General features: G+C 39.9%; 23 protein-coding genes and 2 pseudogenes. 9 read left to right on the top strand and 16 right to left on the bottom strand.

Features of this window, described 5'->3' with window-relative positions:
* Positions 1–62: 62 nt before the first annotated feature.
* The 3 genes and pseudogenes from C3F34_RS08340 to C3F34_RS08330 all read left to right on the top strand — a co-directional run bounded on the left by C3F34_RS08340 (position 63) and on the right by C3F34_RS08330 (position 3258).
* On the top strand, positions 63–1100 hold the full coding sequence (locus C3F34_RS08340; protein WP_104441397.1) for a lipase secretion chaperone: 1038 nt from the start codon (positions 63–65) through the stop codon (positions 1098–1100).
* A gap of 35 nt (positions 1101–1135) precedes the next feature.
* The gene (locus C3F34_RS08335) at positions 1136–2119 is read left to right on the top strand and encodes a lipase family alpha/beta hydrolase (protein WP_016168673.1); all 984 of its coding nucleotides are present in this window, start codon (positions 1136–1138) and stop codon (positions 2117–2119) included.
* A gap of 165 nt (positions 2120–2284) precedes the next feature.
* Positions 2285–3258: pseudogene (locus tag C3F34_RS08330) on the top strand (lipase family alpha/beta hydrolase).
* Between the two features lie 58 nt (positions 3259–3316).
* On the opposite strand, the gene rplS reads toward C3F34_RS08330, so the two are convergent.
* The 12 genes and pseudogenes from rplS to ispH all read right to left on the bottom strand — a co-directional run bounded on the left by rplS (position 3317) and on the right by ispH (position 14456).
* A complete protein-coding gene (rplS, locus tag C3F34_RS08325) occupies positions 3317–3691 on the bottom strand; it encodes a 50S ribosomal protein L19 (protein WP_016168675.1) in 375 nt (124 codons plus the stop codon).
* A 187-nt stretch (positions 3692–3878) separates the two neighbouring features.
* Positions 3879–4613 carry a tRNA (guanosine(37)-N1)-methyltransferase TrmD gene (gene trmD, locus C3F34_RS08320; protein ID WP_104441396.1) on the bottom strand — a complete coding sequence of 245 codons (735 nt, stop codon included), beginning with the start codon at positions 4611–4613 and terminating at the stop codon, positions 3879–3881.
* Between the two features lie 27 nt (positions 4614–4640).
* Positions 4641–5189 carry a ribosome maturation factor RimM gene (gene rimM / locus C3F34_RS08315; RefSeq protein ID WP_044739674.1) on the bottom strand — a complete coding sequence of 183 codons (549 nt, stop codon included), beginning with the start codon at positions 5187–5189 and terminating at the stop codon, positions 4641–4643.
* A gap of 25 nt (positions 5190–5214) precedes the next feature.
* Positions 5215–5472, bottom strand: a complete 258-nt coding sequence (gene rpsP / locus C3F34_RS08310; RefSeq protein WP_016168678.1) for a 30S ribosomal protein S16 — start codon at positions 5470–5472, stop codon at positions 5215–5217.
* Positions 5473–5622: 150 nt separating this feature from the next.
* Positions 5623–6066 (bottom strand): type IV pilin protein, encoded by a 444-nt coding sequence (locus C3F34_RS08305; protein WP_052662086.1) that lies wholly within the window; start codon positions 6064–6066, stop codon positions 5623–5625.
* Entirely contained in the window at positions 6066–6629 is a 564-nt protein-coding gene (locus tag C3F34_RS08300) for a type IV pilin protein (protein WP_044739676.1), read from the bottom strand. Before C3F34_RS08300 ends, C3F34_RS08305 begins: the two co-directional genes overlap by 1 nt.
* Positions 6617–10415, bottom strand: a pseudogene (locus C3F34_RS08295) (PilC/PilY family type IV pilus protein). The gene C3F34_RS08300 and the pseudogene C3F34_RS08295 overlap by 13 nt, the downstream one beginning before the upstream one ends.
* A 73-nt stretch (positions 10416–10488) precedes the next feature.
* Positions 10489–11316: a pilus assembly PilX family protein gene (locus tag C3F34_RS08290; protein WP_016168682.1), complete on the bottom strand. Its 828-nt coding sequence runs from the start codon at positions 11314–11316 to the stop codon at positions 10489–10491.
* Positions 11313–12299 carry a PilW family protein gene (locus C3F34_RS08285; RefSeq protein ID WP_016168683.1) on the bottom strand — a complete coding sequence of 329 codons (987 nt, stop codon included), beginning with the start codon at positions 12297–12299 and terminating at the stop codon, positions 11313–11315. The genes C3F34_RS08290 and C3F34_RS08285 overlap by 4 nt, the downstream gene beginning before the upstream one ends.
* Before the next feature lies 1 nt (position 12300).
* Positions 12301–12843, bottom strand: a complete 543-nt coding sequence (pilV, locus tag C3F34_RS08280; protein WP_104441394.1) for a type IV pilus modification protein PilV — start codon at positions 12841–12843, stop codon at positions 12301–12303.
* Positions 12843–13340, bottom strand: a complete 498-nt coding sequence (locus C3F34_RS08275; protein WP_104441393.1) for a GspH/FimT family pseudopilin — start codon at positions 13338–13340, stop codon at positions 12843–12845. Before C3F34_RS08275 ends, pilV begins: the two co-directional genes overlap by 1 nt.
* A 165-nt stretch (positions 13341–13505) precedes the next feature.
* Positions 13506–14456: a 4-hydroxy-3-methylbut-2-enyl diphosphate reductase gene (gene ispH / locus C3F34_RS08270; RefSeq protein WP_104441392.1), complete on the bottom strand. Its 951-nt coding sequence runs from the start codon at positions 14454–14456 to the stop codon at positions 13506–13508.
* Positions 14457–14591: 135 nt separating this feature from the next.
* Here ispH and gmk point away from each other — a divergent pair, with 135 nt between their 5' ends.
* From gmk to bfr, 6 genes are all read left to right on the top strand, one after another.
* Complete coding sequence (gene gmk, locus C3F34_RS08265; protein WP_016168687.1) at positions 14592–15215, top strand: guanylate kinase; 624 nt, start codon at positions 14592–14594, stop codon at positions 15213–15215.
* A 79-nt stretch (positions 15216–15294) separates the two neighbouring features.
* Positions 15295–15576, top strand: coding sequence for a DNA-directed RNA polymerase subunit omega (gene rpoZ, locus C3F34_RS08260; protein ID WP_004978050.1), 282 nt, complete (start codon positions 15295–15297; stop codon positions 15574–15576).
* Positions 15577–15799: 223 nt separating this feature from the next.
* The gene (locus tag C3F34_RS08255) at positions 15800–17905 is read left to right on the top strand and encodes a RelA/SpoT family protein (RefSeq protein ID WP_104441391.1); all 2106 of its coding nucleotides are present in this window, start codon (positions 15800–15802) and stop codon (positions 17903–17905) included.
* Positions 17906–17979: 74 nt separating this feature from the next.
* Positions 17980–18363, top strand: coding sequence for a RidA family protein (locus C3F34_RS08250; protein WP_044739681.1), 384 nt, complete (start codon positions 17980–17982; stop codon positions 18361–18363).
* A gap of 219 nt (positions 18364–18582) precedes the next feature.
* A complete protein-coding gene (locus C3F34_RS08245; RefSeq protein WP_016168690.1) occupies positions 18583–18777 on the top strand; it encodes a bacterioferritin-associated ferredoxin in 195 nt (64 codons plus the stop codon).
* Between the two features lie 225 nt (positions 18778–19002).
* Positions 19003–19467 (top strand): heteropolymeric bacterioferritin subunit Bfr, encoded by a 465-nt coding sequence (gene bfr, locus C3F34_RS08240; RefSeq protein ID WP_016168691.1) that lies wholly within the window; start codon positions 19003–19005, stop codon positions 19465–19467.
* Between the two features lie 41 nt (positions 19468–19508).
* Here the strand turns inward: bfr and C3F34_RS08235 are convergent, their stop codons facing one another.
* The 4 genes from C3F34_RS08235 to C3F34_RS08220 all read right to left on the bottom strand — a co-directional run bounded on the left by C3F34_RS08235 (position 19509) and on the right by C3F34_RS08220 (position 24208).
* Positions 19509–21137: a PglL family O-oligosaccharyltransferase gene (locus C3F34_RS08235; RefSeq protein ID WP_044739682.1), complete on the bottom strand. Its 1629-nt coding sequence runs from the start codon at positions 21135–21137 to the stop codon at positions 19509–19511.
* Positions 21138–21310: 173 nt separating this feature from the next.
* On the bottom strand, positions 21311–22984 hold the full coding sequence (locus tag C3F34_RS08230) for a PglL family O-oligosaccharyltransferase (RefSeq protein WP_104441390.1): 1674 nt from the start codon (positions 22982–22984) through the stop codon (positions 21311–21313).
* Positions 22985–23098: 114 nt separating this feature from the next.
* Positions 23099–23539 carry a pilin gene (locus C3F34_RS08225; protein WP_044739684.1) on the bottom strand — a complete coding sequence of 147 codons (441 nt, stop codon included), beginning with the start codon at positions 23537–23539 and terminating at the stop codon, positions 23099–23101.
* Between the two features lie 222 nt (positions 23540–23761).
* Positions 23762–24208, bottom strand: coding sequence for a pilin (locus C3F34_RS08220; RefSeq protein ID WP_104441389.1), 447 nt, complete (start codon positions 24206–24208; stop codon positions 23762–23764).
* Positions 24209–24232 lie beyond the last annotated feature (24 nt).

The following is a 24232-nucleotide window of genomic DNA, read 5'->3' as shown; positions in this document are numbered from 1 at the left end:
CAATAAAACAAGTTCAGCAAATGAACCGCATAAAAATTAAAAATGGATATTGGGCATAGGATATGCAAAAAAAGAAATTATGGCTGATACTTGCCGTTGTAGTGATTATTCTACTTGTTTTTTTAGTGTGGCTTGCGCCGAGTGCAACCACTGGCTCCAACACCACAGCCTCTTCACTCGCAGATGGGCAGTCGAATTCGACATCGACTCTTTCAGGGAATACAGTATTATCGCATAGCTCCACACAGCCTTTTGTCAGCACAAGCCAACAAGATACCGAAGTGAATTGTCAGCTTAGTTTAGATCAAAGTCAGCATTTAATCGTGAATGAACAAACGCGAAATTGCTTTGAATATTTCATTACTCAATACGGGGAAAAGCAGATTGATCAAATTAAGCAAGATTTCACGCGTTACATGCAAAAAGGCTACAAAGAGCCTGCTTTAAGCCAAATTATTGATTTATGGAATCGCTATATTGATTACCGTATTCAGTTAGGTAACTTAAAAGAACCCAACCTAGATAAACAAGACCCAGAGTACTATCGAAAAGTTTTTTCACTGATGAAAAACTTACGCACACAATTTTTTTCCCCTACTGAAATTGAGGGATTATTTGGTGCAGAAAATACCTACCATGAATATACCTTAGACCGCATGTCAATCATGGCAGATTCATCTCTAAATGAAGTTCAAAAGGCACAAAAACTAAAAGAACTATTTGCCCAGTTGCCTGAAGATTGGCGTGAAAATTTGGAACAATTGTCTAAGTTGGAAGATCTACGCAAATTGACCAGTGATATTAAAGCTCGCGGTGGTTCTGCTGATGAACTTCGCCAAATGCGTATGAATTTAGTCGGTGCTGATGCAACCGCTAGACTAGAACAACTAGACCAAGATCGAGGTCAATGGAAATCACGTGTGAATGACTACTTAATGCAGCGTGACCAAATTCTAAAGAGCCAGATGAGCGAATCTGCACAACAACAAGCCATTGCTCAATTACGCCAGCAACAATTTAAAAATCCACAAGAACAACTTCGACTTGGAACTTTTGAAACCACACATGACTCAGGAGGAAAACTACCCTTCGCAGAATAATTCTGCCCAACCAAACCTTTTTTCAGGATGAAAATATGTATAAAACGAAAAAAATAGCACATAGCATTTCACTGCTGGGTTTAGTCGCATGCATCGGATTCACTACCAGTTCGGTAACTGCGGGCGTGCTTAGCGTAAATACCACTGCTCAAAGTACCTATGCTAAAACCAAATACCCATTATTATTTACTCATGGGATGTTTGGTTTTAGCCGTGTTGGTGTCGCCGAATTCGGCTTAGATTATTGGTATCAAATTCTGCCCGATTTGGCACGTAATGGTGCAACCACCTTTGCCGCACAAATTTCGCCTTTAGAATCGACCGAAGTTCGTGGCGAACAACTGTTACAACAAGTCGAAGAAGTGATGGCTATTACGGGAAAACCCAAAGTCAATTTAATTGGACATAGTCATGGGGGACCGACGATTCGCTATGTCGAAGCAGTTAAACCACAATATGTCGCATCACTCACGGGGGTTGGTGCAACATTCAGAGGCTCCAAAGTCGCAGACGATTTACTGTCAAGCCAAACAGGTTCACAGCTCTTGAGCATCGCTACGGATTATATTATTGGACCACTTATTACCTTTGCCGAGGGGAACCCATCGCTGAAAAGCGATCTGAAGGCTTCGCTAACCTCGATCAGTGAAAAAGGTTCTCAAGTTTTCAATCAAAAATACCCAACCACAGCCTTAGCATCGGACTGTAGTAAAAGTGGAGCCAGCTCCAATAATGGGATTTACTATTATTCTTGGACAGGAACCTCTCAAGTGACCAACGTGATTGATGTTGCAGACAGTGCCATTTCGCTGCTGGCTCCAATCTCCTATATCAGCACTGACAATGACGGATTGGTTGCGCGTTGCAGCACCCATTTCGGCAAAGTCATTCGTGATAATTACGATTGGAATCACTTAGATGAAGTCAACCAAGTTTTGGGATTAAGAGGTCTCTTCAGCCCCGATCCAGTCGATGTTTATCGTCAACATGCCAACCGCTTAAAACTTCAAGGGCTTTAATACACCCTCCCGCTAAGCAGATGACTTAGCGGGATTTATTTAGAATTATAAAGTTACAATTTGTATTTAATTTAATCGGATTTATCAGCCCAATCCTCACTCCAACTTTATACTCATTTTGACAATTATTTTTGTCGATAGAAAAATTAAAATAGAGGAAGATCAATGAAATATGAACTATTGATAGCTGGACTGCTATCAACCTGCGTACTAAGCACCACCCAAACTCAAGCCAGCGCTTCACAAATTCAAGCTAAATACGTCACCTCAAACTATGCAAAAACCAAATATCCATTGGTCTTTGCACATGGTATGGGAGGATGGATTCGTGCAGGCACAGATGAGCTGGGTGTAGATTATTGGTATCAAATTTTGCCTGATTTAGCACGTAATGGTGCCAACGCATGGGCAACACGCGTTTCGCCCTTTAATAGCTCCGAAGTTCGTGGGGAACAACTGCTACAACAAGTCGATGAAATTTTAGCAATTACCGGTGCAAGCAAAGTCAATTTACTGGGGCATAGTCACGGTGGGCATAGTATTGCTTATGTTTCAAATGTTGCCCCCCCTCTAAAGTTGCGTCATCGACTGCAATATCAAGCCCTTTAAAAGGCTCACCTGTGGCTGATCTGATTATTTCAGCTCAAGGTACACCATTAGAGCAGCCCTTAGTTAGCCTGATTAACTTTGGTTCTAAAGCGATTGTATGGGCACAACAGCAGGATCCTAATTCACTCCCGCATGATGCCCTTGCTGCTGGAAAAAGCTTAAGTCAGGCAGGATCTAAATCATTTAGTCAAAAGTATGCTTTAGGTATGCCGAAGACTGCCTGCGGTGAAGGTGCTGCAACAGAAAATGGCATTTACTTCTATTCGTTCTCTGGTAATTCAACTCTAACCAATATCCTTGATCCTGATTCATTATTGGCAGCAACAGGTTTATTGATGCAAGCTCCGAATGACAATGATGGCTTGGTCTCACGTTGTAGCGCAAAGTATGGCAAAACCATTCGAGATAATTACAACTGGAACCACTTAGATGTGATTAATCAATTCTTTGCTTTGCGTTCGGTATTCTCACCAAATCCAGTCGATGTTTATCGTCAACATGCCAACCGTTTAAAACTTCAAGGGCTCTAAAGCTTAACCCAAAAAAAAATGCGCCAAACGGCGCATTTTTTCACTCAAATAAAACTGATTAAGCAACAGTTTTACGAGCTGGTAACTTTTCACGAATACGTGCAGCTTTACCAGACAATTCACGTAGGTAGTAAAGTTTAGCACGACGAACGTCACCACGACGTTTCACTTCGATTTTAGCAACGATTGGAGAGTGAGTTTGGAATACACGCTCAACACCAACACCGCTAGAAATTTTACGTACTGTGAACGCAGAGTTCAAACCACGGTTTTTCTTCGCGATTACAACACCTTCAAATGCTTGAAGACGCTCACGATCACCTTCTTTTACTTTTACCTGAACGATAACAGTGTCACCTGGTGCAAAAGCAGGGATGTCTTGTTTAAGCTGTGCATTTTCAACAGCTTGTACTAAAGGATGCTTACCGCTCATGGGGTATCTCCAATATGTGTGGGTCAGAAGAGGTCTGAGATCCACTGGGTATAGAGGCTAAAGCGCATAGACCCGATTGACTTTCCCTTTATGCTTGACCGCTTCAAGACATAAAGAGCCTAATAAACAACACTTCAACACAACCGTTCAAGCATTGGATTCGGAAAATAACCTGAAGTTATCTCCCTTATAAATCTTTGAGCCATTTTTTTTGCTGCTTGGTCAACTCTACCTTTTCCACCAACTCAGGTCGGCGTTCAAGAGTCCGCTGATATCGCTGCAAAAACCGCCATTTTTCAATGTTGGCATGATGTCCCGACTTTAATATATCGGGCACATCCAAACCCTCAAAATGGTCTGGCTTGGTATATTGTGGGCAATCTAACAGACCGTCCACAAAAGAATCTTGCACAGCTGACTGCTCATCAGACATGGTATTCGGCAAACGTCGAATAATACTGTCCAACAAGACCATCGCTGGAAGCTCTCCACCAGATAAAACGTAATCCCCAATTGACCATTCCTGATCAACATATTTTTGGATTAAACGTTCATCTACCCCTTCATAACGACCGCATAGCACAATCAATCCGTCATAATCGACAAACTGTTGCACCGCAGGCTCATTTAAGGTTTTGCCTTGTGGCGACATATACACCACAGGAACATGGATGGCTCCCGCTTGCTCTGCAAGTTGTTTGGCACGTTGAATCGCTTTTGCCAAAGGCTCTGCCATCATCACCATACCTGGACCACCACCAAAGGGACGTTCATCCACTCTTTTGTAGTTGCCCTCAGCAAATTCACGTGGGTTGATACAATGGACTTGCACAATGTCACGTTTTGCTGCGCGCCCGCTAATACCATAGGCTGTAATCGCTTCAAACATTTCAGGAAAAAGCGTAATGACTGCAAAAAACATCGCAGACTCCCGTATTTCCAAAAATAATTAGTAATCTACGCCCCAATTCACGTAAATACGACCAGCTTCGAGATCAACGCGTTGTACCACATCTTTATGCCATGGAATCATCCGCTCTTCACTATCGATGCTTTCAGCAGTTGCGCGAACCACCATCACATCATTAGCGCCTGTTTCAAACATTTCATGGATTTGACCAAGATTGACTTCTTGTTCTTCATCATTCAGACCTAACACCGTTAAGCCCTTTAAATCAGACCAATAATACTCGTCCACGCCTGCTTGAGGCAGTTGCGATTTTGAAATCCAAACATTTGCACCAACCAAATTATCTGCTGCTGTGCGATCAATCACACCTTTCAGCGAAACAACCAGACCTTTGCCATGTGGTTTCCAACGTTTTACATCTACTGTTTGCCAACCTGCTTTAGTCTCAATGTACCAAGGCAGGTAGTCAAAGATGTTGCTCATAGGTTCTGTATTGGAATAGACCCAGAGCCACCCATTTAATCCATATGCTGAACGTAACTGTCCAATCTGAATACGATCTTCGGGAACATTCTGTGTTGGTGTCATGGGCTACCTACTACTTAATCTAAAATTATGCAGTAGCTGCAGCTTTCTTAGCTTGAGCAGCTAAAGAAGCAACACGATCAGAAGGTTGAGCACCTTGTGCTACCCAGTGAGCAAAACGGTCAGCATCTAAACGAAGTTTTTCTGCTTTACCTTGAGCTGTCGGGTTGAAGAAACCAATACGTTCGATGAAACGACCGTCACGAGCATTACGGCTATCAGTCACAATGATTTGATAGAACGGACGTTTTTTAGCACCACCGCGTGCAAGACGAATAACTACCATGATACAACCTTATAGTTTTTACGGATTATCCCTGTACCGACCATCGATACACTTCAAACCCCTTTCATAGAGGGCGACATTCTACGCTAAATTCTGCTAGAGGGAAAGATCAAAAAATGATTTATCCACAGTTTTGAATTTGGGAGCTAACTAGCGACCTTCCCAAGTTGAACTAGCTGACAGCACACATGTGGTTGCAGCTTTTGACCAGTATTTTTGTCCTTGATCATTTAAACAGATAACCCCATTACCATCTTGAACTGTCCCTGATTTAGGTGTAGCAATCAACAACCAACCATTCGTATTAGCAGAACTATTTGTTAATGCAACATTATTTCTATCTGTGAGCGTGAAATCATACATCCCATCAGAGGTTTGAGCTGAACCATAAACATTCGATAATGTCCTTCCTGCAAAGTTACTGTTGGCGAGTTTATAACTCGCCAAAGTACGGGCAATTTGCAACATTTCAGTTTGTGCATCTGCTCTTTGCACACGAACCTTGTAACCTGTATAAGATGGGTAAGCAATTGCCGCAAGAATTCCAATAATTGCTACAACAATCATTAACTCGATAAGTGTAAAGCCCTTCATTACCAACTTTCGCTCCCTGTTGCAGATGTTCCACAATCAGAATATGTGACATTTGCTCTTGTTTTATTCTTGCAACGTAAACCAGAACTGGTCATTAAAAAATTATAGTTTTTTACATCACTGGTTTCAGCAATCATTGCCCAACGCCGTGCTCTAATTGCTGGCGAAGCGGTCGTATCTGTTAATAACTTGGTCGGATCATCACCATCACGAATAGTAATGGTGTATTTAATGCCTGAGCTAGTTGCCCCCCGTGGCAAGGTTACAGAATTCATCGCACCTGTATCCCCATAAATAAAATTGGGATCAAACCCTCTATAAGAAAAGTTACGTGATTTATGGCGCTCCAATTGTTCCGCAATTTTTTGCAGTTCTTGTTGCGCTAATCCTGCGTCTGCACGGCGTACATAATTCAAATAGCTTGGTATTGCAATCGCAGCAAAAATTGCCACGATCACAACAACTAACATTAATTCAATTAAGGTAAAACCTTGTGGTCTCCGCCCTAAATTACGCCAAACAGAATGTAATTTAGGGATTTTATTGTTATTTATTGCACCCATTTTTCATACCACCGTGTTGGATTGACAATTCGACGGCATTCCCATTTACCCACCCCACCCTGACTGGTACTAATAGTTGATTCACAGTCCGGTCCGCCAGTACCCGAACCTGTTGGCACTAAAGCAATACCACGAATACCCGAACCAATTGGATTATCATTACACTCAGCCACACCAGCAGGGCATCCTGTCGTTTTTGTAACAAATCCTGTCCCACCTTCTCGAGTAATATCAACGGCACCGCTCGTAGTCAAACATGCACCAAATGGTAAGCAATACTTTTGACGGTCTGTTTCACCCACCACACGCGGTAAACATGGGTTTTGTGGTGCAATACCCGTACCTTGCGGGTCATATACTGGCACAATTAGATTTCCCGTAATCGCCATTGGTTCTTCAAAGGCCTTCATTCCACCTAGTACACGGAAGCTTCCTCCAGCACGCTCTGTACCAGCTCCATTACTTGAAAGTGAACGATACCAACCATCTTTACTTGCACTTGTACCAATAAAGGTAGATGCAACAACACCTGATAATAATTGTGGATTTTTTTGCAAATTCGCGAGGGTCTTATTTTGAGACTCTAAGGTTGGAGAACCTGTAATTAAATTACGCTTAATAAAGTCACGATCAATAATACCATATACGTTATTGACCAACCGATCAGTCAAGGCTGTAGTTGGTAACATACCATCACGACCTACACTCGGATAAACATCAAGTGGTGTGCTTCGGTTACCGGATGCCAAACCAACAAGAATAAATGTGGTCGCCCCTTGATCATGAATCGTTACGGTTGGTGCCTCATAAAAACGTGGATTTTTACCTAAAGTCAATGCCGCACCAGTCGTCCCATCCGTTGCAAGATTTGCTAAACGAGCAACACGCACACCAAATGCACTGTAAGTTGACCCAGATAAAGTTTGGCTATTATTTAAGTCAGCACGAAAGACTTGCCCACCTAAATCACCGAAATAAAGATGATCAATCAGACCATCTGCATCACGATCCAGTGCACTGATGCGGCTTACCACACTGTGCGTCATATTGGCATTATTTGTGTCTGCACCAGTCGAACTTGCCCACCAGATACGCTCACCTGTTTTTGCATCAATAATATAAACTGCATTTCCTTGAGCAGCTGACTTATTATTACAAGTGGTATCAGGATAATCTGTTGTTGCAACAGTTGCTCCTAAACGGAAGCTAGGGTTTTCATAACATTGATCATAGCCCCCACCAACAATCATAACGCGACGAATTGCGCCGTTATAACGAATATTTGCCAATACTGGTTTAGACCAAGATTGTCCCATTCGACTGTAATTAGAGATATCAGGACCAACTCTAAATAATAACTTCGGACTCGTAGGGGTCAACACATCTAAACCATAATAGCTGCTCCCCCCCATACGTAACCCGCCATAAATATTCATTTGGCGTGCTTTAACCATACTACTTTCTGAAGATGATGCAGCTTTTTGAGTTTTATAAGCAGGATCTGCCACCCATGCACCATCCACGCCATCTACAGGCGCATTGGTGTCATCTTGTCCTTTTACCAATGCTTTAGATGATACTGTGCCTCTTAATAATTCAGCAGGAACAAATACCATTTGCTCTACACCAGTTTCACTATCGACCAAATGCAAACCGCCATCCATTGTTCCATACAATACTGATTGACTTCGGGTACTAGTTAATTCTCCAGCACTGTCTAGCGTACCTGAGTATGTCAACTGAACTGGGAAAGAGTGAATACTTCCGCCCATTGCTAAATATGGCGAATTTGGAGTAGTCAACGTGGTTGGCAGAGCTGTAGCCGTCTCGTCTAGAGGAACACTATAACCCAAATAGTTTAATAACTTTTGCTTGACCAATAATGGGAAATCTTTAAGCGTTGTTTGGGTACCAAACTGACTCAAAATATAGGTTGTGATATTAGAAGAGGGTAAAGTTCCACTTGGAATAGTAAGCAAGCTCGCGCCATTTGCAGCATTCGTTAAAGTAGATCCCCCAGTCGCAGATACATCGGTATACAAGCGACGTAGTTGATTAGCATTTGCTGTATAAGCATATTGTTTTGGGGTCACACTTAAATTTTGAGATTGCCCTAGAATTGGCATTGGAACTTTGGAATAAGCACCACCTAGAGTAATAATGCCGCCATCATTATAACTTTCATTCTGATAAACACTTGCACTGTTCCATAAGTCCTTGGTGTTGGCTTGGAAACCACCATCTGTATTGTAAACCAAGGTTGTACCATTCGCCGCAGCGAAAGCACCAGCATTCGTACCAGAAAGCAAAACTTGATATTTCTTTAAGTTCCCAGCCCAAATAACTTTATTACTCTGAGGGTTTGGCTCTAAAGCACGCAAATAACCATAAGGTTGCAAACCATTTGGGTTCAAACTATCCACTGGTACTGAAATCGCACCCGTAGTTAATGGCTCCAAAGGTGCAGCACCCAAGTTATTAATAAAGGCAATTACACTATCAGTTACCCCTGTCGAACTTTGTGTTGTAAAGAATCCACCATTACCGTAACCAGGATAAGTTACAGAGTATGCTCCTTGGTTCGGAGAGCAAGCATCGTCACCCGCTCTATCAAGCTGCGAACGTGAACTTAGCTTACATGCATTCTGCACATAAGACTGACTCAAGCTATTCATTTCATTACCAAAACCTACAAAAGCAGTTTGGATAGAAACACCTGCTGGATTGGTAGATGCATTAAAGAGCTTCTTAGCAAATTCCCCCATACAGTCCCAACCAGAATCACTGCCCCCACCAGTTAAGCCACCTGAACAACTAAAATTTGCTCCATGGGTACTACCTAATGCAGTAGACATAATTTTTGTTGCTTCACTTACTGAAGTATTATTCGCTGCACCATCCGATAAGACATAAACCCCTTGTCCATCACATGAGACTCTGTCTGCTACAGCTGGTAATGGTGATTTATATCTTGCATTCGCATTTGAAGCAGTACGATCAACCACAATTCCCGGATTAGATGTTGTATCGTTCGCCTTGGAGCTTGGCATACCACTGTTACTATCATATAGTGTTTTTGTTTCAACCACGTAATAATAATAATAGTCATAAGTACCATCATAATAAGTGTCATATTGGACACCATTAACAAAACCTGACGGTTGGGATGTAGCCCAACTTGACCAATAGCTATTACTTCTACAACTTTGCCATAAGTTTGTGTAATCGATGCCACTGTCCCGATACTGGGTACAATAGCTATAATTGGTCTGGTTATTTGATCTTCTGACTCGCTTAATAAAACTGTCTTTCCGAATATCATAATTCGTTTCTGAATATGTAGTGGTTCCCATTAAGTACGCTGCCGCCTCAGCATACGCATGTGCTGTAGGTGTATAGCTATTTGCCGTTAAATTCTGAACAGCCTGTTTAAGTTTATAACGTTGAGAACCGACTGTATTTAAGGTACTCACATCACCTAATGGAGCAGCAGGGACCAAGATATTACCTGTCTGCCCATCACCCCCTGTAGAATAATTCCCTAACCCAACTCGCACATCGGTCAAAATAGGGTTATTACTTCCCAAAAATGCATACATCCCTTGTTGCAAACGGTATAAACGTGAGCCTGTTTGTCCTGAATCTGAATTACCCATAGAGCCTGATGTATCCAACATCATAACAATGGTTTTTTTACCTGCACTTGGTTTTGCATAAATTTGTAAATCTGTCGCTTGAACCACAGATGATGCAATGAGCAACGTCCCCGTAAATACTACTGAAAATACAGCACCAGTATGGATTTGGGTGCGATCTTTTCGCTCAAACTTATTTGGTTTCATTATTGTTCTCCCACTCATCATGGTGCTGTGATTTGAATATCACGTTTACGTAAATCAATTTCTTGGACTTGAGTATTCACAGGAATACCATAACTTCTTAAACAATCAGCAACCGTTCTTTTTCCAGAAACGGCATCATCAATATTGTCATTGATATACCCCACTGTACTTGAAGAGCCGATACATTCACTTTGTACCGTCGCAAGATTTTCTGTTGAATATGCTGGCATAATTGCTGTTGACGTAACACGTACTCGAGCTTCAACTTTTCCTTTAGACGTATTTGATTGCAAACTTACATCTGTATCTCGTGCAAGTGTTGAACCTGGATTTGCATCTGTTATGGCGTCAGTAGGAATGCGCACAGCAACTTGTGTGACTACTGCCTGACGAGCACTCCCATAATCAGCCTCTAAATCACAAAACCCACTACGATTGGTCTGGGTCGAATCTATTGTCGCTTTGCTATCTGCAGGATCACCTTTAGCAGGTGGCACTAGCACTGTCGTATCAAGTGCTGAACCCAATTTGAGATTAGATGTTGGTTTATAACAAAAAATGATTTCTTTACCAGGTGCAACCTTGTTTTCTTCAATCGCCTTACCTATCGCACCACTCAAAACCGTTAAATCATTATAATTAGAGACGTTTAAAAATTGATTAGTCGGTGTATCACCTGTTTGCAATAAAAGCTGCCCCACTTGACTATTGGTCGCAATGTTTAAGGATGTGATTGCCACACGGATACCGATGATGCCCACAATCGTAATGAGCAATAACATGAATAACACAACTATCAATGTCGCACCACGCTGTGCTTGGTGAGTTAAAGTACTGTGTTTCATAGTGCTTCTCCTAAACCATTGCGCAATGTAATATTGGTGGTATATACACGACGAGCAAATTTTGTGGTTGTATTATTTAACGTAACGTTTTGATTCAAAATTGGAATTTGCTTCGTTAAATCAATAGCCGAATTATTAGTATTGTCCATTGATCGCACCAAGACCCCAAGTTTTACAGAGATAATACGTGGTGGAATTCTAGCTGCTGCACGTTCAGTTGTTGCAAGTGTCCGATATTGATTAATTGTGTAATATGCCAAGTTCCCCAAACTATTTCTTACGCCTAATTGCACTGTAAAATGATCTACACGTGGAATAATAATTTCTCCCGCGTCACCAAAACCATTAATTGTTGTGGGTGGCAAAACTGGCGTTGTTCCAGCAGCAGTTGGTTGATTTGCATCACAAGCTAGTCCATAGTCTGTACCAGAGGTAGCAGTTGCAGGATCTCGTCTAACAAAATATCGTTGTATAACATAGTCACCGGCTTGAACATTTGCTCCTTCGCAATTTATCATCGCATTTGGAGAAATGAATTGGATGGTCAACTGGTCGCTAGTAAGGTTAACATTCGAAAGTCCACGCCATTCATTTGTTACAGTACTTAAGGTGTCGCCTTGACTGTGGCTTAATAAGCCATTTGAAACAAATGGAGTAGAAGCTGGAATAGGAATATTCGCTGTTGTGACTGTAGCCGTTCTTGCAGTCAGGACTACCCCACCCCATGAGGTTTGTTCATTTAGTTCAGGATTGGTCGTGTTAGCATAATTGGCTAAACGAATGTCTTTGGCAATATAATCCAAACCAAATACACCACTATTTTGTAACTCTGCACTTGCCTCTTGCATGCGAGAGGACAGCAATCCCCCAGTAAATAATTGAATTGCAGCAGCACTGATCAATAACCCCAAAACTAGGGCTACCATCAATTCAACTAAGGTAAAACCTTGTTGTTTTGTCATAGAAACATAGTTGTTATTCATTTTAATATGCCTCCATCATCAAACAACGTGCAGTATTTACATAAATTCCATTGGATGACATACATTGACTAACATCAGCCGCAGATGACGTTGCTGTTATGGTTGTATTATCCCATGCAGCATATAAGCATTGTCTTTTAACAGGCGCACTTGAAACACCTGGACATTCCGCCATCGTAATTTTCATCCCAATTTCAAATGCTGACTTTGCTGCATTATAGGCATCGTAATTCGCCATTTGCGCTGGGGTACATAATGTTGAAGGATTGAAGCAAGATGGAGTTGGAGCTGTTGGAGTTGTCGTAATGGAAGTATAACCACGAACCGCAGTAGCATAACTAGCTTGACCTGCGCCATTTGCGCGAATATTTTCAGCCAAACCTCTTAGAATTAATATCCCTTGAGATTTAGTCAAAGCTTCAGATGAAGCATCAATTGCACGTAGTTGCAAGGCAACATAGCCTAGTACACCAATTGCCAATAGCAATAAAGCAACCAGCACTTCCATAAGCCCTACGCCAGCTTGATATTTATTGTAGTTCATTAGCAGGTTCCTGAACTTTGACTAACTGCACCTAAACGTTGCACGGTTATCGCCCGTGAATTTCCAGAAGCACAGATATTAAATGAGACCTGAGCATTAGCGCTGCCAGTAGAGTTAAATAATGCTGCAGTGCTACTTGTTGATTGTACTGTCACAGCAGGATCCACCATGACTTGAAAAACGCGATCAATTTGCACTGTTTGTTTCTGCGTGTTCGTCATAGATGCATAATTTGGAATTACTGCAGATGCACATTCATCTTTTGTAAAATTATCATCACTATTGGTTTTATTTGGACATACTGCAACTGTTGTTCGCAATAGTGCCGCTTGCGATTTGGCTTGATTAAGCGTTGTAATAAAGTCGCGTGCGTTACCATTCAATTTTTGTCTTACAACCAAATTCCCAAAAGAAGGTGCTGCCATCATGGCAATAATCGCCAGTACAGCAATTGTCACCATGAGCTCAATTAAGGTGAACCCTCGATTTGTTCGCATACGCCCTCCCCAAGGCAATTAATCTTTTACCCTATTTAAAATCATATTTCTTTTTTTTACAAAACGAACACAAAAAGGATAAATGGCATAAAAAAACAGATGATTGCCAAAAAGCCATCATCTGTCAAATATCTAATAAAAATAAAATGTTAAGTAATTAACAATTTAACCTTGCGTTACAGGAATACGTAACTCTTTCGGCAAACTAAAAGTAATGTTTTCTTCACGCCCCGCAAGCTCTTCAGGTACTTTCGCACCCCAATCTTGCAGACGCTGAATGACTTGTTTAATCAAAATTTCAGGCGCAGATGCACCAGCTGTTACTCCAATTTTAGTATTCTCATCAAACCAATCTTTCTGCAATTGTTCAGCATTATCGACCAAATAAGCTGCTTTACCCATACGTTCTGCTAGTTCGCGTAAACGGTTCGAATTTGATGAGTTTGGAGATCCAACAACCAAAACCACATCACACTGCTCAGCCAAATCACGTACCGCATCTTGACGGTTTTGTGTAGCGTAACAAATATCATCTTTACGAGGCCCTTGAATCTTCGGAAATTTTTTGCGCAGCGCATCAATCACTTTAGCAGTGTCATCAATCGACAATGTCGTTTGTGTTACAAAAGCCACTTTATCAGGATGACGCACATTCAACTGAGCGACATCTTCTTCATCTTCAACCAGATAAATATCGCCGCCATTTTGTTTATCATATTGCCCCATTGTGCCTTCCACTTCAGGATGACCTTCATGACCAATCAAAATGGCTTCCACCCCTTCACGGGCATATTTAGTGACTTCAATATGCACTTTGGTGACCAAAGGACAAGTTGCATCAAAAACTTTTAAACCGCGACGTTCTGCCTCTTGCTGTACCGCTTTAGATACGCCATGTGCACTAAAAATCACGATATTGTCATCAGGTACTTCATCTAACTCATCAACAAAAATCGCACCACGCTGACGTAAATCATCCACGACAAATTTGTTGTGTACCACTTCATGGCGTACATAAATTGGTGGCTGAAAACACTCAAGTGCACGATTTACAATCGCAATGGCTCGATCGACCCCTGCACAAAAACCACGCGGATTAGCCAATACAATTTCCATAAGATCCTCATTGCTCACTTAAATGCACGTCATGCGAAACTAAATTTATGCAAACTAAAATTCGACTAGCTATTTAGTTTGCAACACATCTACTCTAAAATAGAGAGGATATTTTATCATATCAGGAAAAATATCATGTCGGGTCTCTTGTTTGTCGTTTCTGCTGCGTCAGGAACTGGCAAAACATCTCTCGTAAAAGCCCTGCTTGAGCGTGTAAGTAATTTACATGTTTCTGTATCTCATACCACTCGTGGGCAGCGTCCTGGTGAACTTGATGGTGTGCATTACCATTTCACTCAAAAAGAAAACTTTCTGACTTTAGTGGATCAAGGCGGTTTTATTGAGTATGCAGAAGTCTTTGGCAATTATTACGGCACTGCGCAAGCGACTGTAAAAGAGCAACTCGCCAAAGGACATGATGTTTTACTAGAAATTGACTGGCAAGGTGCAGAACAAGTTCGCAAATTGTTCCCAGAATCAATACAGATTTTCATTTTACCACCAAGTCAGTTTGATTTACGTCAACGTCTATCTAATCGTGGTACAGACAGTGTAGAAGTGATTGAACATCGTTTAAGCTGTGCAGTTGAAGACATGCAACAATTTGTTAATTTTGACTATGTCATTATTAATGATGACTTTAATAAAGCCTTGCATGATCTTGAATCTGTCATTACAGCAAACCGTTTGGTTCTAACGCAGCAAGCCAACCGCCATCAAGACTTAATTCAAAAGTTGATCACTCCAGTTGAATCATGATTAAAACTTGAGTCTGAACTGAAAGCATTTTATACTGCACAGTCTGTTTCCGAATTTTAGCATTTATACGAGAGCACATATGGCACGCGTAACCGTTGAAGATTGTTTAGACCATGTAGACAACCGCTTTGAGCTTGTACTAGTGGCAAGCAAACGTGCGCGCCAACTCGCACGCCAAGGTATTGAACCAACTGTAGAATGGGACAACGATAAACCAACAGTTGTCGCACTGCGTGAAATCGCAATTGGTCACGTTTCAAAAGATATTTTGAAACAACGTGAGCAAGACTACCAAACTTCAAGCCTTGATCTTGCACTTTCTGCAAACAATTTGAATTTAGATGGTTTCTCTTTCCAATAAGAAAGAAAAACTACATAAAAGCCTAGTTTTTAACTAGGCTTTTTTATGCTTGGAACTTTAATATTTCTTCAAGAACAGTTATAACATTAACTTAAATTACGCTATTTTTTTAAACTGCCGATTTGCGATTTTTGCATAAAAAATTTGACAAGTTTCGCACTTTGCTTTTTATTAAAAATTGAACTAACGAATAGATTCCTCATGGTATAGGTACAGGTGTTATATGCCAGGCGCAGAAGTCAGCCAAGCCAAACAACAACTCAAAGTGATTATCGACGCTTATCTGAATGAAAGTGAAGTCGAACGAGTGCTTGCGGCCTGCGATTATGCCGATATTGCGCATGATGGAATTACGCGGAAAAGTGGTGAGCCATACATACTGCACCCGATTGCCGTCAGTTGCATTTTGGCACACATGCGTTTAGATGCAGAAACTCTGATGGCTGCATTGCTACATGATGTGATTGAAGACACCGATTTTAGCAAAGAAGATATTAAAGAAAAATTTGGACTAACTGTGGCAGAACTGGTCGACGGTGTCACCAAACTCAGCCATTCTAGTGATAAAGAATATAACAAAGCTGCTTCGTTCCGAAAAATTTTACAAGCTACCCTACAAGACCCACGTGTCATTATTATTAAATTGGCTGACCGCTATCATAATATGACCACACTGGAGTCTTTACGCCCAGATAAACGCGCTCGAATTGCTCAAGAAACGTTTGATGTGTTCGTGCCGATGGCTCGTTTGGTGGGCATGAATGAAATGGCTGATAATCTTGAACATCTCTGTTATCAAAATCTTGATTTAGACATGTTTAATAATGTCCAAGAAGCCTTACTTAAAACCAAGCCCAAACGCTGTGAATATCAAGCTTTATGGGAAAAAAATCTGACTGGACTGTTACAACAGAATCAAATCAGTGGGCGAATTAAAAAGAAAAATAACAACATTGAATTACTTCGTCACTTCGTTAAAAACGACATTGATTTGCAAGAACTGACTCATAGTCATGCTTTTGAAATTATTCTGCAAAGCATTGCGGATTGCGATAATCTTGCCGAAATTTTACAAGAACATTTCCAAGTTCTGTCTTATCAAGACCATATTCGACGACCATTGCCGGGTGGTAACCAGTCACTCATGCTGCGCCTCAAAGGCGAGAAAACCACGCTCTCCCTTACCCTACAGACCGAATTGATGCGTAAAGCTGCGCGTTTTGGTGTGGTCTTGGGTGAAAATGCCCCTCAAGCTTGTCGCTCAGCTATTCAAGCCTCTATGCAGAACTTAAACGTACTGATAGATAGCAGTTGTGCCAAAACTACGTTTAATGATTTGCTTGACTATCTACATCAAGAAAAAATTTGGGTGTATACCCCACACGGGCAATTACATGAATTACCACAAGGTGCAACTGCCGTCGATTTTGCTTATTCAGCAAGCCTTTTTTTAGGCAACCATGCGATCGGAGCAAAGATTAATGGCGAAACTAAGCCTTTATCTACGCCGCTTGTGAGTGGACAAGTCATCGAAATTATTACCGATGTACTCGCCACGCCAAATCCAGACTGGCTCAGCTTTATTAATACGCAAAAGGCCCGACGTGCCATTCAAAATATCCTACGAGATCAGGATGTAGAAGAACAGCAATTGGTTGGAGAGCAAGCCCTCAACCGTGCTTTAAAACTCTTTCATCGCTCTACAGATGACTTGACCAAAGACGATTGGCTCGACTTGCTAGAATGGCGTCATTTGGATTCCAAAGAGCGTCTATTTCAGCAAATTGCAGTGGGTGACTTATTACCACAATTGGTTGCCAATCATTTATTTGCTCAAGATCAATCCGCTGAAGATCATAACTCTGACCGTCTCATTCAAGGTACAGAGGGTGTTGATGTCAAATATGCACATTGTTGCAACCCCGTGTTAGGCGATCCAATTCAAGGACATCTTTCACGTCGCGGACTAATCGTGCATCGTGCCCGATGCCACAACTTGTTACATGAACAACATCTACATCCTGAAAATATTATGCCGTTGCAATGGTCTTCCGAAGACCTCGACGATGTTAGCTTTACCGCCTATCTTTGCATTGATATGGAGATGGATGATGAACAGATTTCAGATTTAATCTATCAATGCCGTAAAGCTAAAACAGGGGTGGAAATGGTGCGCAATTATGACCATAAAACCTATGTCAATATTGTAGTGAATAACCGTAAACAAATCGCCCAGATTATTCGTGATCTACGCATGCACTATGGCTTTCCACGTATTACCCGTCTATCCATACCAATGAATATGACTGAAGCTTCTATAGCAAGTTAATCATTTAAATCGATAGGGCTTCTGTATCTGGATACAATCCTTTAAGATGTATTCAGATATAAAAGGAGAAATCGATGTCCCGCCAAGTTATTCATACTGAAAATGCCCCTGCTGCGATTGGTACTTATTCTCAAGCAATTCTCGTTGGTGAAACACTTTATCTTTCAGGGCAAATCGGTTTAGATCCGTACAGTATGGAATTGGTAGAAGGCATTGAGGCGCAAATTCGCCGAGTTTTTGATAACTTAAAAGCCGTGTGTGAAGCCGCAGGTGGCTCTCTGGCTGATATTGCTAAACTCAATATCTTTTTAACGGATTTATCTAATTTCCAACTGGTCAACCAAATTATGGGGGAATATTTTGCTCAACCCTACCCAGCACGTGCTGCGTTAGGTGTGGCAAGTCTACCTAAAGGAGCGTTGGTCGAGATGGATGGCATTGTGATTATTCCACAATAATTTATAAAATTAATTCAATCACCACCTTCAATATTTAGCTCTAAACTATATAAATCTCTTGCGTGAAATCCGAGCAGAACTCGGATTTCCGCTCAGATGATGTTTTTCTATTCAAATTCCCAATGATAATAATTCTCTTTTTAAATGAATGTTATTGACAAACGATAACAATTATCAATAATATTACTTATCGTATTTAAATTTATCTGGCTCGCAGTCATGTACGTATGTTTGTGTCGTGGTATTACAGATCAAGATATTAAAGATGCCGTTGCTAATGGTGCAGAAAGCTATCGCGAAATCCGTGATTTGCTTGATCTTGGTACATGCTGTGGTCGTTGTGCGCCTGAAGCTCGTGCCATCATTAGTGATGAAATTGCAGAGATTGCGGGACGTATTGCCGTCGCTGCCTAAGAATAACAATATTTATAAATGTAATGGTCTCTATCCCCCGCTTTTGACTCTAAGCGGGTTTTATTTTTCTAGTTTAATATCCAATTGTTTTTGATTGCGATTTTCATTTGCCGTTCAATAAAGCACTCGCCTTTCAGTATTTTCTTGTTTAAGATTTACAGAATAACAGGCTGTTATAGTCTAACTTACAATTTTAAATCAGCATTGATTGATGGAGTTTATGCTATGAAAGGCAATCGCGATGTGATTAACCAGTTAAATCAGGTGCTCTATCATCATTTAACTGCTATTAACCAATATTTCCTGCACTCAAGAATGTTTAATGACTGGGGCATTGAACAATTGGGTTCTGCCGAATATAAAGAATCGATTCGTCAGATGAAACATGCCGATAAAATTATTGAACGGATTTTATTTTTAGAAGGCTTACCAAATTTACAACACCTCGGTAAACTTTATATCGGTCAACACACTGCTGAAGTTCTGAATTGTGATATTCGCAAAGTGAAAGAGAACATTGAAAGTATTAAAACAGCTGTGACTTTGGCTGAACAAACCTTAGACTATGTAACGCGTGATTTGGTTCAAGAAATTCTAGAGAAAGAAGAAGAGTATTGGGACTGGCTCACCACTCAACTTGATTTAGTCGAAAGTGTTGGCATTGAAAACTATATTCAAAGCCAACTCTAATCAATAAAAAAGCCAGCGTATTGCTGGCTTTTTTAGGTCTTTTATTGAGCTGGTTCTAACAAAGATTCATAGCTCACATCGACATGTTTCAACTCTTTTAATAACCATAATTGGTGACGTGCCCCCTGTTCATCCCCATTAAAGGCAAGAACACGTGCATATTTCAACAAATCATATTTGGTTGGATAGCACTGTACCATCTCATGAATTTGCTGTAATTCAGCTTTACTCAATACCGTGTTCGGGTTCAATCGAATCCATGCAATTCTGTGACTGAGCTCATCTAAGACATAAATGCGATCATGATTGGTAATTTTTTCAGGGGTATGTTCATAACGCATCGATTGATTCAGTTTTGGCACCGCAACCATATAATCACGATGAATTAACACCAAAAGCAAGCCCCCTACAACAAACATCATTTGTGTATATTTAGGCGCTAAAGTCCAGACTTTCAGTTGAGTTTCCTGCGACAGCACCAAACCTACGATAAAACCCAATGGTAATAAGAAGTAAGCATAGTTCTGTGGATACTCCAATAAGGCATGCACCAATACTGCCACAATCATCAAAATACCAATCACGGATTCTGTAGAATTCACTCTACTAATTAGGCGATATCCGAGATAAATTAAATACCCCAAAAATGGTATACCAATTAACAATCCATTCCATACTAAGAAATCCAACACAAAATTGTGTGAACTTCGCACCCATTCAGGAATGCGATAATATTCACTTACAGCAACCTGAGCCACACTGGTTTGATTCCAACCATAACCAAACCATGGTCGGTCTGAAATGGCATAAAGCATTTGTTGCCATATACCCAAACGCAAATGCCCTGTACTTGCCCGCTCAATCGCTGTTGGCGAGTCCGCAATTGCCAAATGTGCAGCTTGTGCCACCCAATGGTCAATGGTTGGCATGACTAAAATTAGCCCAATAAATAAACCAACCCAAGTCAGCATTGCATACCACTTGAGACGCAAATACCCTCTATATTGCTGATAGAGGAAATAAGCTAAAAATAGAATGCAGACCACCCATGAGGTTCTAGACTGGCTTAAAACCAATGCGATCAAGATCGTCAATGAACATAAGCTCAAAATCCACGCCTTAAGCTTACTTTTCTCGAATAAATACAGATTCGCCATTAACGAAAGGATTAGGAAAGTGGCCATATTATTTGGCTGGGCAAAATTCGCATAAGGACGATTACTGCGTAAATTGGCTATCCCAGGAATATGATTTTCGATCGTTAACCATTGACAGATCGCCATCAAGCCTGAGAGTGTACCGACAACCAACAATACATAACTCAAATTCGTAAATACTTGTTCTCTATCTTTTAAGGTTAAAGATAAGTTATAACCCAGCACCACACTTAACCAAAAAGCAAAGACAAAAAGGCTTGAAATTAAAGCAATACTAAAAAAAAACTCCAACCCAAATACCCATTGCAGCAATGGAATAAATGCCATAGCAACTAGTGGAAGTGTCAAAACTGGTACTTTTATTTTTTGCTGAAGAAAAATGGCGGTGAGCGCAAACAAAGATAGAAAAGCAAACAATTCACCTGTATAGGTTACCCACGGGCGATAGTGAACAGGCAAAAGCCAAGCTAGTGCAATCAGCACACTAGCAAGTAGAGAAAGAATAAATTTCATGGGGCGCTACAGTTGCAGGACTGCGCATAGTGTAATTCAAAATGTTGGTTTTTTCTGCGTTATTGAGTTCTTTCAATACAAGCAAGTTACTCAACGTCCTGCTCATTTTAATCAATATTCTTTTAGCATCTAATTAAATTCAACATTGATTCAAACATTTCCTTTACTCAATTTCACTTTTCTAAAACTTGCTCTTCTTTTCCATCCAGTAAAGACTGATATGAAAATTCTAGGCCATACATTATCTGCAATATCTTCAATTGACGTCTTGCCTCATCAGAATAACCATTAAATGCCAAAAGTTGAGCTGACTTATGGAGATCATAAGGCTTCAAATATGATTTCACCATATACTGTGAATTTTGGATTTGCTGCTGATTAACCTTCATTTTAGGATAAAGTGCCAACCAATGAGCACGCTGATTGAAATTATCAAAAAAATAAAGTCGATATGGCAATTCTACATTTGATTTTAAATTCCCCATTGCATGCAATCGTCCTGCAAAAAGGTTATCTTCAACTTTCACATATTCAGATGCAATAAACGTCAGTCCCAATAGACTCAATACAAATATGTATATAATATAAATTTTCTTAATAATTAATTCTTTATGCTGTTTATTGATTATCAAAGTACCGCACATTAAACCAAAAGGTAATAAAAAATATGCATAGTAAAGTGGATACTCTAATAAAGCATGAATAATAAAACTAGAAATGATTAGAAATACAAAAGCTCCTTCGATGTTTGATATACCTTTAAAGAGATTAAAGTAGAAATATGTGAAAAATAAAATAATCAACAGACCTAATGGAATACCACACCACACCAAGATATCTAAAAATAAATTGTGCGCGCTCGTAGCCCACTCTCTACCCGATATTGCATCAACGACATTAAACTGAGCTGCTGTAGTCTGATTCCAACCATAACCAATCCACGGACTCTGAACTATAGCATGATACATTTGGTTCCATATATTTAAACGCCCAAAGCCCGTAGTTGCTCGATCATAAACAGTATGAGTCGAATTTATACTAAAGTAATGACTTAGAAATGAATTCAAATAAGGTAAAACCAAACTCACAAAGATAAAATAAACAATTGAATATAAAATTGTTTTCTTGCTTAACCGTAGTGATTTTTTTCTAACATAATAAAAAAGAAAAAATGATATGAATACTGTAATTAACCATGCTGTTCTTGATTGGGTTAATGCAATTGAAAATAATAGCAAGCCACCCAAAAAAACTAATTGTATTTTATTAATTCTATATTTTTCAAAAAGGTATAAACATGAACAAATACCCGCATACAAAAAAGTAGCTAAATGGTTGGGTTGAGCCATATTCGCATAAGGTCGATTACCCACATAGCTCATAATAAAAGATGATGCTTGTGCAAGACCCAACCACTGAAAATACATCATAACACTGGAGACTAAGCCACAGAATATAAAGACATAAGCAAGGAAGTTATATAAATTGAAACTATCCCCTCCATTTAGCTTATTTTGATCTATGGTTAAATTAAAACCTATAACCAAAGTAAGCCAGAAATAGAAAAGATAGCTAAAAGATAATATTGCATTTGAATAAAAGAAAATTTGCCCAAAACCATATTGCACTAACGGAATAAATGCAATAAATAAAAAAGGAAGTGAAATTCTAGGCACAACAATTTTCTTTTGCCACAAAATAGGCAATAAAAGAATTACACCGATAAAAGCAAATAACTCAGAAAAAAATCCTGGCCAAGGACGCATATGAACAGGATTTAAAATAGATAAGCAAAAGAACAAAAAGGAAATAATTAATAATGGCTGGAATAATCGACTGAAGCTCATGATCTAATATTAAACTGCTTAAAAATTCATTCTTATGAATGTACTATATCAGTTAATTCAATATCTTTCCTTGTCTTTTCATCGACTTCAAATCTATCCTACGCAACATTAAAATTAATGACCTCGACAATTTGCAGGCGCATATTTCTCATTCTCTGGTTTGTCTACACTACACACCCATGTAATTTGTTTCTCCGGAACCACTGTTGCAGCAATAGGCTTAACACCTTCCGTACCATCGTAGGGAGTAAGGAATAGCTGCATATTTTGTGCTTTATCTGTATAGCTAATGGTAATTTCACCTGTATCTTTTGCCGTTTTAATATCTGCAATAATCTCTGTTGGTGAAAAGTTAGGAAGTCCACGGGTTAAATCTGAAGCTCCAGCACCCGCATTTTCAACAATAATGGTTTTGTATGGAATAGTTAATTCCAGTCCTTCTGTGACTTTTGAGCGAACCATATAAAGTTGGTACGCTGGGACTGCAATGGCTGCTAATACTCCGATAATCGCAACCACGATCATCAGTTCAATTAAAGTGAATCCTTTTTGCATTTTTCACCTTACTCATTTTTTTAATAATATTATTATACATGAATCATACCAAACACTAACATACTGATTATTATATATTTTTATGCAATTTATTATCACAAAGTGACATTTTTAGTCAACTACATCCATATAGTGTCATTTCTATTTGACAATTTTATAGCTGTAAAAAACCAGCTAAACCTAAGTTTAACTGGTCTTTTGTAATTAATGGATTAAATCCAATTAACCGCGGCAGTTTGCAGGAACATATTTTGCATTGTCCGCTGGCTGTTTAACTTTACATACCCATGTAATTTGGTTTGTAGGAACAGTTTTATTTTTGATAGCAGTACCACCCTCTTTGCCATCAAATGGGGTTAATGTTAATTCAACAGATTTAGCCTTATCAGTATATACAATAACGATAGCACCAGTAGTTGCATTAGGAGTAATACTTGCAACGTTATCTGTCGCAGCAAAATTAGGAATACCTAAAGTTAAATTAGACGCACCATTACCTGCATTTTCAGCAATAATAGTTTTATAAGAAGACGCCAAGTTCAAACCTTCTGTTACTTTTGAACGTACGATGTAATCTTGATAAGCAGGAATCGCGATAGCCGCCAAAATACCGATAATAGCAACTACGATCATTAATTCAATAAGAGTAAAACCCTTTTGAGCGTTCATAACATTCTCCACAAATGTTTTGTT

The sequence above is a fragment of the Acinetobacter sp. ACNIH2 genome, assembly GCF_002934965.1.
Lineage (GTDB): Bacteria > Pseudomonadota > Gammaproteobacteria > Pseudomonadales > Moraxellaceae > Acinetobacter > Acinetobacter tandoii.
The sequence above is the reverse complement of the archived record's forward strand: the minus strand, read 5'-3'. Positions and strand labels throughout refer to the sequence as shown.